The sequence below is a fragment of the Microbacterium radiodurans genome, from assembly GCF_008710705.1.
GTDB lineage: Bacteria > Actinomycetota > Actinomycetes > Actinomycetales > Microbacteriaceae > Microbacterium > Microbacterium radiodurans.
In genome coordinates, this window is record NZ_VYRZ01000002.1 from 743,092 (window position 1) to 759,466 (window position 16,375).

Annotated in this window: 16 protein-coding genes; 2 read left to right on the forward strand and 14 right to left on the reverse strand. The window is 70.5% G+C overall.

Annotation, left to right across the window (positions count from 1 at the left end; translation table 11 throughout):
* Positions 1-48: 48 nt before the first annotated feature.
* From nrdR to dnaE, 4 genes are read right to left on the reverse strand one after another with little or no spacing between them, the layout of a single operon-like run.
* Positions 49-531, reverse strand: coding sequence for a transcriptional regulator NrdR (nrdR, locus tag F6B42_RS09410; RefSeq protein WP_150419358.1), 483 nt, complete (start codon positions 529-531; stop codon positions 49-51).
* Positions 532-543: 12 nt separating this feature from the next.
* Positions 544-1,842, reverse strand: a complete 1,299-nt coding sequence (hisD, locus tag F6B42_RS09415; protein ID WP_150419359.1) for a histidinol dehydrogenase — start codon at positions 1,840-1,842, stop codon at positions 544-546.
* Between the two features lie 41 nt (positions 1,843-1,883).
* The gene (locus F6B42_RS09420; protein WP_150419360.1) at positions 1,884-2,987 is read right to left on the reverse strand and encodes a hypothetical protein; all 1,104 of its coding nucleotides are present in this window, start codon (positions 2,985-2,987) and stop codon (positions 1,884-1,886) included.
* A gap of 50 nt (positions 2,988-3,037) precedes the next feature.
* Positions 3,038-6,556, reverse strand: a complete 3,519-nt coding sequence (gene dnaE, locus F6B42_RS09425) for a DNA polymerase III subunit alpha (protein WP_150419361.1) — start codon at positions 6,554-6,556, stop codon at positions 3,038-3,040.
* Between the two features lie 47 nt (positions 6,557-6,603).
* Between dnaE and F6B42_RS09430 the strand changes: the two genes are divergently transcribed.
* Both F6B42_RS09430 and F6B42_RS09435 read left to right on the forward strand, forming a co-directional pair.
* Positions 6,604-7,077 carry an NUDIX hydrolase gene (locus F6B42_RS09430; protein ID WP_150419362.1) on the forward strand — a complete coding sequence of 158 codons (474 nt, stop codon included), beginning with the start codon at positions 6,604-6,606 and terminating at the stop codon, positions 7,075-7,077.
* Complete coding sequence (locus F6B42_RS09435; RefSeq protein ID WP_150419363.1) at positions 7,077-7,670, forward strand: cyclodeaminase/cyclohydrolase family protein; 594 nt, start codon at positions 7,077-7,079, stop codon at positions 7,668-7,670. The genes F6B42_RS09430 and F6B42_RS09435 overlap by 1 nt, the downstream gene beginning before the upstream one ends.
* A gap of 18 nt (positions 7,671-7,688) precedes the next feature.
* Here F6B42_RS09435 and F6B42_RS09440 read toward each other — a convergent pair whose 3' ends face one another.
* From F6B42_RS09440 to F6B42_RS09485, 10 genes are all read right to left on the reverse strand, one after another.
* Positions 7,689-8,609, reverse strand: coding sequence for an RluA family pseudouridine synthase (locus F6B42_RS09440; protein ID WP_150419364.1), 921 nt, complete (start codon positions 8,607-8,609; stop codon positions 7,689-7,691).
* Between the two features lies 1 nt (position 8,610).
* Positions 8,611-9,192: a signal peptidase II gene (gene lspA, locus F6B42_RS09445; protein ID WP_150419365.1), complete on the reverse strand. Its 582-nt coding sequence runs from the start codon at positions 9,190-9,192 to the stop codon at positions 8,611-8,613.
* A gap of 3 nt (positions 9,193-9,195) precedes the next feature.
* On the reverse strand, positions 9,196-9,780 hold the full coding sequence (locus F6B42_RS09450) for a DivIVA domain-containing protein (RefSeq protein WP_150419366.1): 585 nt from the start codon (positions 9,778-9,780) through the stop codon (positions 9,196-9,198).
* Between the two features lie 133 nt (positions 9,781-9,913).
* Positions 9,914-10,216, reverse strand: a complete 303-nt coding sequence (locus tag F6B42_RS09455) for a YggT family protein (protein WP_150419367.1) — start codon at positions 10,214-10,216, stop codon at positions 9,914-9,916.
* A 7-nt stretch (positions 10,217-10,223) separates the two neighbouring features.
* On the reverse strand, positions 10,224-10,685 hold the full coding sequence (locus tag F6B42_RS09460; protein ID WP_150419368.1) for a cell division protein SepF: 462 nt from the start codon (positions 10,683-10,685) through the stop codon (positions 10,224-10,226).
* A 30-nt stretch (positions 10,686-10,715) separates the two neighbouring features.
* Positions 10,716-11,408 (reverse strand): YggS family pyridoxal phosphate-dependent enzyme, encoded by a 693-nt coding sequence (locus F6B42_RS09465; protein ID WP_150419369.1) that lies wholly within the window; start codon positions 11,406-11,408, stop codon positions 10,716-10,718.
* A gap of 12 nt (positions 11,409-11,420) precedes the next feature.
* On the reverse strand, positions 11,421-12,575 hold the full coding sequence (gene ftsZ / locus F6B42_RS09470; RefSeq protein ID WP_150419370.1) for a cell division protein FtsZ: 1,155 nt from the start codon (positions 12,573-12,575) through the stop codon (positions 11,421-11,423).
* 182 nt (positions 12,576-12,757) lie between these two features.
* Positions 12,758-13,822, reverse strand: a complete 1,065-nt coding sequence (locus F6B42_RS09475; RefSeq protein ID WP_223878426.1) for an FtsQ-type POTRA domain-containing protein — start codon at positions 13,820-13,822, stop codon at positions 12,758-12,760.
* The gene (murC, locus tag F6B42_RS09480; protein ID WP_150419371.1) at positions 13,819-15,219 is read right to left on the reverse strand and encodes a UDP-N-acetylmuramate--L-alanine ligase; all 1,401 of its coding nucleotides are present in this window, start codon (positions 15,217-15,219) and stop codon (positions 13,819-13,821) included. The genes F6B42_RS09475 and murC overlap by 4 nt, the downstream gene beginning before the upstream one ends.
* 79 nt (positions 15,220-15,298) lie before the next feature.
* The gene (locus F6B42_RS09485; protein WP_150419372.1) at positions 15,299-16,372 is read right to left on the reverse strand and encodes a UDP-N-acetylglucosamine--N-acetylmuramyl-(pentapeptide) pyrophosphoryl-undecaprenol N-acetylglucosamine transferase; all 1,074 of its coding nucleotides are present in this window, start codon (positions 16,370-16,372) and stop codon (positions 15,299-15,301) included.
* Positions 16,373-16,375 lie beyond the last annotated feature (3 nt).

Below are 16,375 nucleotides of genomic sequence, written 5' to 3' on the forward strand. Positions count from 1 at the left end.
TCGACCGCGCGTGACCGCCGTTCCGGGCCCGCCTGACCCGCTCGGCGGCTACTCGGCCCCGTGGGTGCTGCCGGCACCGGCGCCGTGGTGGTCGGCGCGGAGCTGATCGATCGCGGACTCGAAGTCCTCGAGGGTGTCGAAGGCCTGGTAGACGCTCGCGAATCGGAGGTAGGCGATCTCGTCGAGGTGCCGCAGCGGACCGAGGATCGCCAGACCGATCTCGTTCGTGTCGATCTGCGACGATCCGGTCTGACGGACCGACTCCTCCACCGCCTGCGCCAGGACGGCGAGGTCGGCTTCGGTGACGGGTCGCCCCTGGCAGGCCTTGCGCACTCCCGACATGACCTTCTCGCGACTGAACGGCTCGATGACGCCGGAGCGCTTGATCACGTTCAGGCTCGCCGTCTCGATCGTCGAGAACCGGCCGCCGCACTTCGGGCACTGACGACGACGACGGATGCTGAGACCGTCGTCGCTCGTGCGGGAGTCGATGACGCGCGAGTCGGGATTGCGGCAGAAGGGGCAGTGCATGGCGAAGCCAGACTACGCTTCGAAGCGCGCGCTGACCGCTTCGCCGTGCGCCGGCAGCTGCTCGGACCCGGACAGCGCGACGATGTCGTCGTGGACCGCGCGCAGCGCGTCGCGATCGTAGGCGATGACCTGCTGGGACCGGAGGAACGTCGCCGCACCCAGCCCCGCGGCATAGCGGGCCTGCCCGCCGGTGGGCAGCACATGATTGCTGCCGGCGAGGTAGTCGCCGAGGCTCACGGGTGTGTGGGACCCGACGAACACCGCGCCGGCGTTGACGAACTCGTCGACCCGGGGGTCGGTGATGTGGAGCTCGAGGTGCTCCGGTGCGTAGGCGTTCGAGAACGCGGTCGCGGCGGCGATGTCGTCGACGAGGACGATCGCCGACTGCGGTCCGTCCAAGGCGATCTGCACGCGCGCGGCATGCCGGGTGGCGGCCGCCCGCTCGGCGACACGAACGGCCACCGCCTCGGCGAGCTCGGACGAATCGGTCACGAGGACGGCCGCCGCCTGCTCGTCGTGCTCGGCCTGACTCACGAGGTCGGCCGCGACGAGCGCGGGGTCGGCGTCGGCATCGGCGACGACGAGGATCTCGGTCGCCCCCGCCTCCGAGTCGGTGCCGACGATGCCGGCGACGACGCGCTTGGCGAGCGCCACGAAGTTGTTCCCCGGTCCGGAGATGACATCGACCGGGTCGAGGCCGAGGCTCGGGACACCGTGGGCGAAGGCGCCGATCGCGCCGGCACCGCCCATGGCGTAGACCTCCGTCACGTCGAGGAGGCGCGCCGCGGCGAGGATCACCGGGTGCACGCGCCCGCCGTGGTCGCGCTGGGGCGGCGAGGCCAGCGCGACGGCGCGCACTCCCGCGACCTGCGCCGGCACGACGTTCATGATGACGCTCGACGGGTAGACCGCCTTGCCTCCCGGCACGTAGACGCCGACGCGTCGCACGGGGCGCCAGCGCTGCTCGATGCGCGCGCCGGGTCCGATCTCGGTCACGACGTCCGGCGGGACCTGAGCGGCGGAGGCGATGCGAACGCGCCGGATCGCTTCTTCGAGGGCCGAGCGCACGGCAGGCTCGAGTCCCGCGAGCGCCTCGTTCAGGTGGTGCTGGGGAACGCGGATCGCGTGCCCCTCGACGCCGTCGAAGCGCTCCGCCTGGCCACGGAGAGACGTCTCCCCGTGCTCGGCGACATCAGCCACGATCTCGGCGGCCGTGGCGAGCGCGAGGTCGCGCGCGGCCTGAGCGCGCGGGACGGCGGCGAGCAGCTCGGCGGCGGTCAGTTCACGACCGCGCAGATCGATGGTGCGCATCGTTCCAGGCTACTGCGCGCGGCGGGGTGCCACGTGCGGACTCAGCCGCGGACGACGTCCTCGGTCTCGTGGAGGTACCCGATGCGACCGTCCTCGTGGCGGACGACGAACACGCCGCCGCGATCCTCGATGACGAGCGCCCAGGCGGTCGGGCCGACGCGGAACAGCGGGGCTCCCGACTCGTCGAGCACATCGCGCTCCTCCGGCGCCAATGCCCAGAACGCCTGCTGAGCGGATGCGGGAGTGGTCGCGGTCTGCGCGGTCTCATCGACCCCGGCGAACGGCTCAGCGGCGTCCGCGGGAGCAGGCGCGTCGTGCGCCTGCGAAGCGGCGTGCCCCCATCCGGCGCGGGAAGCGGCGGAAGCCGTGTCCGAGACGCCGGCGGGACGAGCGGCGGCGGGGCGGGCGACGACGGGACGCGTCGGACGAGCGAGGCGATGGGCCGGAGCTTCCGGGCGGTGGCGGAAATCCTCGCCGAGGACCGGAAGGTGAGGAGCGACGACCGTGAGGACGACGCCCGCGAGCATGAGGAGGAACTCGACCCAGACGACCCAGCTCGCGACGAAGACGCGCGTCTGCGCGAGCGCGACGAACGCGCCCCAGATGATTCCGAGCCAGACGAGGGCCGCGACCGAGAAGGCGACCGAGGCGAACTGGTCGATCCCGAGCGAGCCGACCCGCCGGATCCCCTGCGGCGAGAACCGGCGCAGGAGCAGCAGGAACACCGCGGCCGTGGGGACACCGATCGTGAGCACCCAGTCGATGCCGGCGCTCCACACGGACGAACCGGCGCCGAAGCGGCCGTAGATCGGGAAGAACGAGAAGATGAACGACAGCGCCCAGACGCCGAGCAGCGACACTTCACGGATCGACAGCGGTCCGACACCGTACTGCGGCGCAACCGTGTCGCCTACAGCCCTGTCGTCGGCAGCCCTGTCGCCGGCGCGGTCATCGGCCGCGGCGGGCGCGGGCTCGTCGATCGGCTCGTCCGCGTCGGATCCGGACAGCGGCTCGACCACGTCGGTGCGAGCCGAGTCGTCGACCGTCGCCGCACTGCGGTCGGGCGCGTCGACCGACGCGCTGAACGCCGGCGCGTCGACGTCGCTGCGATCGTGGTCGGGCTGGATGTTCTTGTCGTCCGTCACGGCTGTCCCTTCGTCGCAGATGTTGCGCTGCGCAGGCGATACTACCCGGCTCACCCCAGACACTGCGGCCCGAGGAGTCCTTTCAGTTCGCCGTAGAGATCGGCGGTCACCCGCACCGGAATCGGGACCTCGAACACCTTCGCCACCCCGGCCCGATGGAGCTTGAGCGACACCTCGGTGTCGCCGGGATGCCGGCGGAGCGTGGCGGCGAGGTCGGAGATCGTCGTCTCGGTCGCCCGCTGCTCGGGAAGGATGAGCACGAGTTCGCCGGACGCGTCGAACGATCCGAGATCGGGCGCGAGCGCCGATTGTCCGTGGAGATTGAGCCCGTCGTCGCGTCGCGACACCCGACCGCGGACGACGAGCACCGAATCGGGCTGGAGCATCGACTGGAACTCGGTGTACGTCTTGCCCATGAACATCACCGTCACCTCGCCGTCGAAGTCCTCGACGGTGATCATGCCGTACGGGTTGCCGCTCTGCTTCGCCACGCGGTGCTGGACGCTCGTCACGAGTCCGGCCACGGTCACCTGGTCGCCGTCCTGGACGTCCTCGGACGCCAGCAGGTCGTGGATGGACGTCGAGGCGTGCTTGGCCAGCGGGATCTCGAGCCCGGCCAGCGGATGGTCCGACACGTAGAGCCCGAGCATCTCGCGCTCGAACGCGAGCTTGTCCTTCTTCGTCCATTCCGGACGCTCGGGGACCTTCGCGGGCATGACCTCTTCGGCCTCGTCGTACAGGCTGTCGAAGTCGAACCCGACGGCGCCGGTCGCCGCCTTGCGCTTGGCATCGACGGCGGCTTCGACGGCATCCTCGTGGATCTCCATGAGCGCGCGGCGCGTCGAACCGAGCGAGTCGAAGGCGCCGGCCTTGATCAGCGACTCGACGGTGCGCTTGTTCGAGACGTGCAGCGGCACCTTGGTGAGGAAGTCGTGGAAGCTCACGTAGCTGTCGTCGGCGCGCGCGGAGATGATGCCGTCGACGACGTTCGCGCCGACGTTGCGCACCGCGCCGAGTCCGAAGCGGATGTCTTCGCCGACGGCGGCGAAGTACCGGATCGATTCGCCCACGTCCGGCGGAAGCACCTTGATGCCCATACGTCGGCACTCGTTGAGGTACACCGCCATCTTGTCCTTCGAGTCGCCGACGCTCGTCAGCAGCGCCGCCATGTACTCGGCCGGGTAGTGCGCCTTGAGGTAGGCCGTCCAGTACGACACGAGTCCGTAGGCGGCCGAATGGGCTTTGTTGAAGGCGTAGTCGGAGAAGGGCAGGAGGATGTCCCACAGCGCCTTGACGGCGTCGTCGCCGTACCCGCGCTCCTTCATTCCGCCCGCGAAGCCCTCGTACTGCTTGTCGAGTTCGGACTTCTTCTTCTTGCCCATCGCGCGCCGGAGGATGTCGGCCTGACCGAGCGAGAACCCGGCGACCTTCTGCGCGATCGCCATGACCTGCTCCTGATAGATGATCAGGCCGTAGCTGGTGTCGAGGATGTCGCGCAGCGGCTCTTCGAGCTCGGGGTGGATCGGGGTGATCGGCTGCAGGCCGTTTTTACGCAGGGCGTAGTTGGTGTGTGAGTTCGCCCCCATGGGTCCCGGCCGGTAGAGCGCGATGACGGCCGAGATGTCCTCGAAGTTGTCGGGCTTCATGAGGCGCAGAAGCGAGCGCATCGGGCCGCCGTCGAGCTGGAACACGCCGAGCGTGTCGCCGCGCGTGAGCAGGTCGTATGCGGCACGGTCCTCGAGCGCGAGCTGCTCGAGATCGAGCTCCTCGCCCCGGTTCATCCGGATGTTGTCGAGGGCGTCGGAGATGATCGTGAGGTTTCGCAGCCCCAGGAAGTCCATCTTGATGAGCCCGAGGGTCTCGCACGACGGGTAGTCGAACTGCGTGACGATCTGCCCGTCCTGCTCGCGGCGCATGATGGGGATGATGTCGAGCAGCGGCTCGGACGACATGATGACGCCGGCCGCATGCACGCCCCACTGACGCTTCAGCCCCTCGAGCCCGAGGGCACGGTCGAAGACGGTCTTCGCCTCGGGATCGGAGTCGATCAGCGCGCGGAACTCGCTCGCCTCCTTGAACCGCGGGTGGTTCTTGTCGAACATGCCGTCGAGCGGCATGTCCTTACCCATGACCGCGGGCGGCATGGCCTTCGTGAGCTTCTCGCCCATGCTGAAGGGGAAGCCGAGGACGCGGCCGGCGTCCTTCAGCGCCTGCTTGGACTTGATCGTGCCGTAGGTGACGATCTGCGCGACGCGCTCGGATCCGTACTTCTCGGTGACGTACTCGATCACCTCGCCGCGGCGACGATCGTCGAAGTCGACGTCGAAGTCGGGCATCGAGACGCGGTCGGGGTTGAGGAACCGCTCGAAGATCAGTCCGTGCTCGAGGGGATCGAGGTCGGTGATGCGCATGGCGTAGGCGACCATGGATCCGGCGCCCGAACCGCGCCCGGGCCCCACGCGGATGCCGTTGTCCTTCGCCCAGTTGATGAAGTCGGCGACGACGAGGAAGTAGCCCGGGAAGCCCATCTGCAGGATGATGCCGGTCTCGTACTCCGCCTGCTTGCGCACCTTGTCGGGGATCCCGCCGGGATAGCGGTAGTGGAGCCCGGTCTCGACCTCTTTGATGAGCCAGCTGTCCTCGGTCTCACCGTCGGGCACGGGGAAACGCGGCATGTAGTTCGCGGACGTGTTGAACTCGACCTCGCACCGCTCGGCGATGAGCAGCGTGTTGTCGCAGGCTTCCGGGTGATCGCGGAAGAGCTGCCGCATCTCCTGCGCCGTCTTGATGTAGTAGCCGTCGCCGTCGAACTTGAACCGATTGGGGTCGTCGAGCGTCGAGCCCGACTGCACGCAGAGCAGCGCCGCGTGGGCATCGGCTTCGTGCTGGTGCGTGTAGTGCGAGTCGTTCGTCGCCACCAGCGGAATGTCGAGGTCTTTCGCGAGGCGCAGCAGGTCGGTCATCACGCGGCGCTCGATGGAGAGCCCGTGATCCATGATCTCGGCGAAGTAGTTCTCTTTGCCGAAGATGTCCTGGAACTCCGCCGCCGCGGCACGCGCGGCGTCGTACTGCCCGAGCCGCAGCCGCGTCTGCACCTCGCCCGAGGGGCATCCGGTCGTCGCGATGAGGCCCGCGCCGTACGTCTGCAGCAGCTCGCGGTCCATGCGCGGCTTGAAGTAATACCCCTCCATGCTCGAGAGCGAGCTGATCCGGAAGAGGTTGTGCATGCCCTGCGTGCTCTGGCTCCACATGGTCATGTGGGTGTACGCGCCCGAGCCGGAGACGTCGTCGCTCTTCTGCTCGGGCGTTCCCCAGGCGACCCTCGACTTGTCGCTGCGGTGGGTTCCCGGCGTGACATACGCCTCGAGGCCGATGATCGGCTTGACCCCGGCGGCGTTCGCGGCGCGGTAGAACTCGAAGGCCGCGAAGGTGTTGCCGTGGTCGGTGACGGCGATCGCCGGCATCCCGTATTCGGATGCCGCCTGCGTCATCGACGAGATCTTGGCCGCACCGTCGAGCATCGAGTACTCGCTGTGCACGTGCAGGTGAACGAAGGAGTCGGATGCCACGCACCGAGTCTACGTTCGACCTCCGACACCCGACCTAGGCTGGGCGCATGGCTACCCCCGAGTTCGTCCTCGAGCTGCGCGACAAGATCGGCACCGCGCCGCTCCCCCTCGTCGGCGTCACCGCGATCGTCTTCCGCGACGAGAAGGTGCTGATCGGCCGCCGTGCCGACAACGGCAGCTGGCAGCCGGTGTCGGGCATCGTCGACCCCGGCGAGGAGCCCGCCGACGCCGCTGTGCGCGAATGCCGCGAGGAGGCCGGGATCGAGGTCAGGGTCGACCGCCTCGCGCTCGTCCACCAGATCCCCCGCATCGTCTACGCCAACGGCGACCAGGTCGACTACCTCGACCTCGTCTTCCGCTGCACGTGGGTCTCGGGCGACCCTCATCCCGCGGACGGCGAGCTCACCGATGTCGGGTTCTACGACCTCGGCCAGATGACCGATGTCGCGCCGGAGCACGTCCGGAAGATCGCGCTCGCGATCGCCGAGGACGACCCCGCGACCTTCCGCGGCGGCCGGTGATGTCGGAGATCCGCCTCGAGGACCTCCTCGACGCCCTGGCCCGCGATCAGGGCGATCCCGGGGGCGGAACCGCCAGCGGAGTCGTCACCGCCATCGCCGCGTCGCTCGCGCAGATGGTGTGCCGTTACAGCGACCCCGACCGAACTGGCGACATCGACCGCCGGCTCGGCGACCTCCGCGCGCGGGTGCTCGACGCCGCGGCGGACGACGGACACGCCTCGGGCGCGCTGGGCGCCGCGCTGCGTCCCGCCGAGGACGGGACCGCGGCCCGCGGTCGGCGGATCGTCGACGCGGCGAGCCGCGCCGTGGCGACGTCGGCTGCGCTCGGCGGACTCGCCCTCGAGGTCTGGGACGAGCTGCGAGGCGTCATCGAGATCGGAAACCGGCACCTCATGTCGGACGCGGCCGTCGCCGCGGACGCCGTCGCGGCCGGTCTCGGCGGGGCGGCGACGAACCTCCGAGGCGGATTCGCGCTCCTCGCCGCGCACGGCGACGCCGCGCCGCTCCAGGGTCGGTACGGCGATCTCGTCGACCGCCTGCTCTCGGCGCGCCGCGACGCTCGCGAGGCCGCGGACCGACTCGGCGAGGCCTGAGCAGCCCGCACAGCGCGGTCAGTCGCCGCCGAGCACCTCGAGGGCTCGGGCGAGGTCCGGCGCGTAGGGCGATGAGAACGTCGCCCACTCCCCCGACACCGGGTGCGCGAACGCCAGCTGGTGCGCGTGGAGCCACTGCCGAGTCAGGCCCAGGCGGGCGGAGAGGGTCGGATCGGCTCCGTAGAGCGGGTCGCCGACGCACGGATGCCGGTGAGCCGCCATGTGGACGCGGATCTGGTGAGTCCGGCCGGTCTCCAGGTGGATCTCGAGGAGCGACGCGCCGGGGAACGCCTCGAGCGTCTCGTAGTGCGTGACGGAGTCCTTGCCGGTCGGTGTGACGGCGAACTTCCACGAGTGCGAGGGATGCCGGCCGATCGGCGCGTCGATCGTGCCGGCGAGCGGATCGGGATGTCCCTGGACGACCGCGTGGTAGATCTTCTCCACCTCGCGCTCCTTGAACGCGCGCTTCAGCGCGATGTACGCGCGCTCGCTCTTGGCGACCGCCATGAGACCACTGGTCCCGACGTCGAGCCGGTGGACGACGCCCTGCCGTTCGGGCGCGCCGGTGGTCGCGATGCGGAAGCCCGCGGCCGCGAGGGCTCCGAGCACGGTCGGGCCGTCCCATCCGAGCGAGGGATGCGCGGCGACACCGGCGGGCTTGTCGACGACGACGATGTCGTCGTCGTCGTGCACGATGCCGAGATCGGGGACGTCCACCGGGACGATCCGCGCCTCGGCGCGCTCCTCCCAGAAGACGTCGAGCCACCCGCCGGCGACGAGCTTGTCGGACTTGCCGAGAACGCGACCGTCCAGACTCACTCCGCCGGCCTCGGCGGCCTCGGCCGCGAAGGTCCGCGAGAAGCCGAGCAGCTTCGCCAGTGCGGCGTCGACTCGGACGCCGTCGAGCCCGTCGGGAACGGGGAGAGCGCGCTGAGGCATCTCAGGCGTCCGCGTCGGTCGTGGCGGCATCCGTCGCCGCGTCCGTGCGCTCGACGCGACGCTCCCGCGTGCCGTCGAACCGGATGCCGATGACGACGAGGACGGCCACCGAGATCATCATCGTGACGATGAACATGTCGGCCACGTTGTAGATCGCAGACGGGAACCAGAGCCACATCCACGGTGTGTGGATGAAATCGATGACGTGCCCGACGAGGAAGCCGGGTTCGCGGAGGAGCCGGTCAGTGAGGTTACCGAGCACGCCGCCCAACAGCAGCCCGAGGATGATCGCCCAGGCGCGGGATCGGACTCGCAGCGCGGTGAGAACGACGACGGCGATCGCCACGGCGGCGAGCGCGAGGGTGAAGACCCAGGTCACGCCCGTGCCGAGCGAGAACGCGGCGCCGGGGTTCTTCGTCAGGTAGAGCTGGAAGAAGTCGCCGAGAACGGGAACCGCCTGCTGGTAGGGCAGGTCGCGAAGCGCGAGGTACTTGGTGAACTGGTCGGCGGCCAGCACCAGGGCCGCGAGAATCGCGACGATGGCACCGGCCGCCGGACCGTTCAGATGCGTGCGAGACGCCAAGGATTACGCGCCGGCCGAGACACCCGTGGTGTCGAGGTCGCGCAGCTTGTTCTCGATAAAGCCGCGGAGCTGACCGCGGTAGTCCTTCTCGAACTGCTGCAGGTCCGCGATGCGGCCTTCGAGCGAAATGCGCTCGGCCTCGAGCCGGGCGACCTCGTCGCGACCGCGGGCCTCGGCCTCGGAGATGATGGATGCCGCCTGCGACTGAGCGTCGGAGATGAGCTTGTCGCGCTGCGCCTTGCCCTCGGCGACGTGCTCGTCGTGGAGGCGCTGGGCGAGCTCGATGATGCCGGCGGATGCCGCGGCGGGACCGGCATCGGTCGTCGGGGCGGGAGCGGGCTCGACGGCGGCGACGGGTGCGGGCACCTCCTCGACGACCGACTCCTCGGCGGGAGCGGGGGCCGCGGGGGTCTCACCCGACTCGAAAGCGGCGAGCTTCGTCTTGAGCTCTTCGTTCTCAGCGATCGTCTTGCGCCACTCGACGACGATCTCGTCGAGGAAGTCGTCGACCTCGTCCGGGTCGAATCCTTCCTTGAAACGCACGTGCTGGAACTGCTTGGTGACGACGTCTTCAGGGGTCAAAGCCATGGTGTTGTCCTCTTTCAGGGCTCACGACGCGGGCCGGTCAGCCGGCACCCGCCGCAGCGGGCCGTACCCACCCAGCATAGTCCGAGGCTTCCGGGGACCGCGACGGGCCCCCGGAGGCGACGGCACCGGGGCATCACACCGAGGCCAGCGCCTGGGTGACGGACAGGAGGATGAAGCAGAGCAGCATCGTGAGCGGGAATGCGAGATCGATCGCGATGACGCCGAGCCGCAACGGAGGGATGAAACGACGGAACATCTTGATCGGCGGATCGGTGATCGTGTAGACGACCTCGGCGAGCACGAGCGCGACGCCGCGGGGTCGCCATTCGCGATTGAACAGCGGGATGTACTCGAGGATCAGTCGGATGAACAGAACCAGGATGTACAGCAGCAGCAGGAAGTAGACGAGCGCGGCGATCAGCCGTACGGCATCCACTATGTGATCACTGCGCGAACGGCGCCGCCTCAGGCTCTGCCTGGGCCACGGCACCGTCGCCGGAGACGGCGATGTTCTCGGGCGAGAGGAGGAACACCTTGCTGGTCACCCGCTCGATGCGGCCGTAGAGCCCCAGCGAGAGTCCGCTCGCGAAGTCGATCAGTCGGCGCGCGTCGGCGTCGCTCATCTGCGAGAGGTTGATGATGACCGGCACGCCCTCGCGGAAGTTCTCGGCGATGATCTGCGCGTCCCGGTACTGCTTGGGGTGGACGGTCAGGATCTCGCTGACGGTTCCGGTCGTCGGCTGGCGCACGACGGCGGGCCGGTGGATCGGCGTCACCGGAGCCGCCGGCTTCTCGACCGACTTCTCGCGCCGGGCCGGCTGCTGCTCGGACTGAGGTTCTTCATACATCTCTTCCTCGTCGGCGAGGCCCAGGTAGACCATGGTCTTCTTCAGCGGGTTCGACATCGCATCCTCCGTTTGCTGTCTGTTCCGAGGCTATCCGCGGTCCGGGCGCGGTCCCGTGATTGCCGAGCCGATCCGCAGGTGTGTCGCACCGGCGGCGATCGCCTCTTCGAAATCGCCGGTCATACCGGCGGATATCCAGCTCGCCGCAGGGACGACCGAGCGCACCGCGCCGGCGACGTCGGCAAGTCGCGCGAACGCCGACGCGGGGGCCTCGTCGAGGGGCGCGACAGCCATGACCCCGCGCAGGCGGAGCGTCGGGCAGTGCTCCGCGACGTGCGTCGCGAGCGCCTCGGCCCCGTCGGGTGTCGCGCCGCCGCGGCCGGCATCGTCGGTGAGGTTCACCTGGATGAGGACGTCGAGCGGCGCGTCCACGTCCTCCGGCGCGGCGGCGTGCAGCGCGTCGGCGATGCGCGTCCGGTCGACCGAGTGGACGACATCGGCTCCCGCTCGCACGGCTCGGGCCTTGTTCGTCTGGGCCTGGCCGATGAAATGCCAGGTCAAGTCCGACACGGTCGCGAGAGCCGCGCGCTTCGCCGTCAGCTCCTGCTGCCGGTTCTCCCCCACGTCCCGGACCCCGAGCTCGACGAGACGCTCGATGAGCTCGGGCGGGTGGAACTTCGTCACCACGATCCGGGAGACCGCGTCCGGTGCGCGACCCGACGCCCGCAGCGCACGAGCGATGCGGGCGTCGACGTCGGCGAGCCGTTCGGCCAGGTCCGGCATGGTGCGAACGGCCTACTTCAGGAAGTCGGGGATGTCGAGATCGTCGTCGCCGAAGACGGAGTCGTACGACTCGCTCTTGGCCGCGACGGGCGCGGCGTCCTTCGTCTCCCGCCGCTCGGCGGGCTCGGTCGCCGTCGCCGCCTCCTCGGCGGGGATCTCGGGCAGCACCGGCGGCACGCTCGGGCGGGCGGCGGTGATCGGCTCGATCCGGGTCTGAGGCTCGCCGCCGTCGAAGCCGGCCGCGATCACGGTGACGCGCACCTCGTCGCCCAGCGTGTCGTCGATCACGGTGCCGAAGATGATGTTCGCCTCCGGGTGCGCGGCCTCCTTGACCAACTGCGCAGCGTCGTTGATCTCGAAGATGCCGAGGTTCGACCCGCCCTGGATCGACAGCAGCACACCGTGCGCACCTTCGATCGACGCCTCGAGCAGCGGCGACTCGACGGCGAGCTCGGCGGCCTTGATGGCGCGGTCGGCGCCGCGCGCGGATCCGATGCCCATGAGCGCCGATCCTGCACCCTGCATGACCGACTTGACGTCGGCGAAGTCGAGGTTGATCAGGCCGGGCGTGGTGATGAGGTCGGTGATGCCCTGGACACCGGCCAGGAGGACCTGATCGGCGGTCGCGAAGGCCTCGACCATCGAGATGCCGCGGTCGCTGATCTCGAGCAGCCGGTCGTTCGGGACGACGATGAGGGTGTCGACCTCTTCCTTCAGCTTCGAGACGCCGGCCTCGGCCTGGCTCTGCCGGCGACGCCCCTCGAACGAGAACGGCTTCGTGACGACACCGATGGTCAGCGCACCGATGGACTTCGCGATCCGCGCGACGACGGGCGCGCCGCCGGTGCCGGTTCCGCCGCCCTCGCCCGCGGTCACGAAGACCATGTCGGCGCCCGCGAGCGCCTCTTCGATCTCCTCGGCGTGGTCCTCGGCCGCGCGACGCCCGACCTCGGGGTCCGCTCCTGCTCCGAGCCCGCGCGTGAGCTCGCGGCCCACGTCGAGCTTGACGTCCGCGTCGCTCATCAGCAGCGCCTGGGCGTCGGTGTTGACGGCGATGAACTCGACGCCCCGCAGCCCCAGCTCGATCATCCGGTTGACGGCGTTGACGCCGCCACCGCCCACACCGACGACCTTGATCACCGCGAGGTAGTTCTGGTTCTGGCTCATGCCGGCCTCCATCTCGTCCCGAACCCGTGCTTTCAACCTTCAACCTCATGTAGAGGTTTAAAGAAATGCCGAGTATGCAATTCCTGACTCGAAAGTACGCATTGACGGCCCGCAGTCGCGGATGCGCGCGGCGTGTCGCGACAAGTCGATCGCGCACCGGTGCGGTCGAGGTCGGGTCGCCCTCAGCGGACGACGGCCGCAAGGGGCGACGAGACGTCGTACGCCGCGGCATCCGGGCGCACGGACATGAGCCGGTCGACGGCGCGGATCTTCTCACCGGTGTCGCTCGTGCCGCCCCAGACGATCGCCCGACTGTCGGAGAGCGTCAGCGTCACGTCGTTCGGCGTCGTCGCCGAGATCGTCGCGATCTGGGACCTCAGCGACTCCGGGAGCGACCGGAAGATCTGGCCCGCCGCCTCGAAGGCGGCCGAGCCCGGTCCGCCCTGGATCTCCAGCAGCGGCGTCCCGGCGGGAGGCTCGGGCGTCGTCGAGAGCGCGACGCCCGCGGCGTCGACGAGGGTGTAGCCCGCGTCGCCGGGGACGGCGCCGATCGGCGTGCGTTCGACGATGCGCACGATGAGCTCGTGGGGCGGACGCGCCTCGAGGCTGTACGACTCGACGAGCGGGAAGCGCACGAGCTCCGCCTTGATCGCGCTCTCGTCCACAAGGGGCATCGGCGTGCCCAGCTGACCCGAGAGGACCGTCGATACCGCCGCAGCGTCCAGCCCCGACGTGCCGACCACCGTGATGCGCTCGACCGAGAAGAGCGGGCTGTAGGCGGCGGCGATCGACCCGAGCACGAGGGCGACGACCGCGGCCCCGGTGGCGAGCCAGATGCGCCGCCGGCGGCGCTGGCGTGCCGTGAATCGGCGCACCTCCCTGCGGAGCGCGCGACGGCGGCCGCGGGCAGCCGCCCACACCTCCCGCGCCGTCCAGCGGCGACCCGGCTCGGATTCGGATTCCGCCTCGTCGCCCGCTTCGCCCGCGTGGGCCTCGGCTGACCGCACCGGCACGTCGAAGGGGATGATCGGCGCGACGCCGATGTCGCGTCCGCGGAGGTGCCAGACCTGCTCGATGGGTTCGGTCGGGTTCGCGTCGGCCGGTGCCGGCCCGGCGGCGGACGCAGCCGGCGCACCCTCCCGACGGGGAGCGACCGGCATCCGCTCGGGCTCGCGGACGACCGGCTCCGGCGCGTCGGTGGAGCGCGCCGGCGGCGGCAGCGGACTCGGCCGGCGCACCGGGCTCACCCCGCCGTCCGGGCCAGCGCCTGCAGCACCTGCGGGATGATCAGATTCACGTTGCCGCAGCCGAGGGTCACGATGAAGTCGCCGTGTCGCGCGACACCCGCCGTGTAGTCGGCGGCATCCTGCCAGTCGGCGACGTAGTGAACGTGCTCGGGCGCGGCGAACGCCCCGCTGACGAGCTCACCGGTGACGCCCGGCACCGGGTCTTCGCGCGCGCCGTAGACATCCAGCACGACCGTGTGGTCGGCGTGCTGTTCGAGCACGTCGGCGAATTCGCGGTACATCTCCTGCGTCCGCGAGTAGGTGTGGGGCTGGTGGAGGGCGATGATGCGGCCGTCGCCCACGACGGTCCGCGCGGCGGCGAGGGCGGCCGCGACCTCGGTTGGGTGATGGGCGTAGTCGTCGTAGACGCTCACCCCCCGGGTCGTGCCGTGCAGCTCGAAACGGCGCGCCGTGCCCCCGAACCCCTCGACCGCGCGCATCGCGGGCTCGAGCTCGTGGCCGAGCGCGATGAGCACCGCGACGGCGCCCGCCGCGTTGACGGCGTTGTGCGCGCCCGGCACGCGGAGCCGTCCGGAGACCGACTCGCCGCGGAACGTCAGGCGGAACGCGACCGGGCCCTCGGCCACGATCCCGGTCAGTCGCAGATCGGCATGCTCGGCCTCGCCGAACGTGAGGACGTTCGGGTGCGACAGGGCGTCGCTCACACGGCGCGCGCCGGGATCGTCCGACGAGATCACCACGGCCTCGCGGGCCCGATCCGCGAAGCTCACGAAGCCCTCGTAGAACGCGTCGCGGGTCGCCCAGTGGTCGAGATGGTCCGGGTCGACGTTCGTCACGAGCGCGACCGAGGTGTCGTAGAGGAGGAACGTGCCGTCCGACTCGTCGGCCTCGATGACGAACAGGTCGTCGGACCCCGTGGCGCTGGAGACGCCGAGGTCGGCGACGACCCCGCCGTTGACGAAGGTCGGCGCCGCGCCGAGCTCGCGTAGCGCGGTCACGATCATGCCGGTGGAGGTCGTCTTGCCGTGCGCCCCGGCGACCGACACGAGGCGGCGACCGCCGATGAGCCAGGACAGCGCCTGCGAGCGGTGGATGACGGCGAGGCCGCGCTCCTTCGCGAGCAGGAACTCGGGATTCTCGGGCCAGATGGCGCCCGTGTGCACCACGGTGTCGGCATCCGCCGGCAGGTGCGCGGCGTCATGGCCGACGTGGACCGTCGCACCGCGGGCGGCCAGCGCGCGCAGCGTCGGGCTGTCGGCGCGATCCGACCCCGAGACGCGGATGCCACGGTCGAGGAACATCCCGGCCAGCCCCGACATCCCGGATCCGCCGATGCCGATGAAGTGCGCCGCCGTGATGTCGGCGGGGATCGGGAGGCTCAAGTCGGGTCTGATCATGACCGCTCAAGTCTAGGTCGCCGCGCCGGATGCTCCGCCCGCACACGCTGAGCGACCGGCACGGGATGCCGGTGACGACTCAGGCGCCGCGAGCCTCGTCGAGGAGCGCCACGACGTTCGCCGCGCCGTCCACGGTCCCCACCGCGCGGGCGGCGTCGCGCATGCGTGCGAGCTCGCCCCCGTCCCCGAGAAGCGGCACGATCTCGCTCCGCACCCGGTCGGGGGTGAACTCCGCGTCGGCGATGACCCGCGCCGCGCCGGCCGCGACCGCGCCGCGCGCGTTGAGCGCCTGTTCGCCGTTGCCGACCGCGTAGGGCACGTAGACCGTCGGGATGCCGAGGGCGCTGAGCTCGCTGACCGTCGCCGCACCCGACCGCGAGACGACCGCGTCGGCCAGCGCGAGCGCGAGGTCCATGCGGTCGAGGTAGGGCACGACGCGGTAGTCGGGCGTGTCGGACTCGGCGCCGCGGTTGCGCTCCCCCGTGGCGTGCAGGACCTGCCACCCGCTGGCGACGACGTCGCGCCACGACCCGGCCAGGGCCTCGTTCAGGCGCCGGGCGCCCAGCGAGCCGCCGAAGACGAGGAGGACGGGACGATCGGGATCGAGCCCGAAGGCCGCGGCGGCTTCGGCCCGGCGACCGGCGCGGTCGAGCCGCGCGATCTCTCGGCGCAGCGGCATCCCCACGACCCGGGCACCGCGCAGCGGCGTCCCCTCGAAGACCACGCCGGTCGCCGCTGCTCCGCGCGCACCCAGCACGTTCGCGAGACCCGGCCGCGCATTCGCCTCGTGCACCACGAACGGGACGCGTGCACGACGCGCGGCGACGTACGCCGGCGCGGAGGCGTACCCGCCGAAGCCGGCGACGGCGTCGACGCCGCGGGCCGCGAGGTGGGCGCGCACCTGTCCGACGGCCCGGCGCCACCGCATCGGGAAGGCGGCTGCGGCGCGATCGGGTCGACGCGGGAAGGGCACCTTGTCGACGAACAGCAGCTCGTAGCCGCGCTCGGGCACGAGCCGGGCCTCGAGCCCTTCACGCGTGCCGAGCACCAGCACCGTGTCGTCGGGGCGACGCTCGCGCAGCGCGTCGGCGACGGCGAGCAGGGGGTTCACGTGGCCGGCGGTGCCGCCGCCGGCCAGAAGGTACGTTGTCACCGC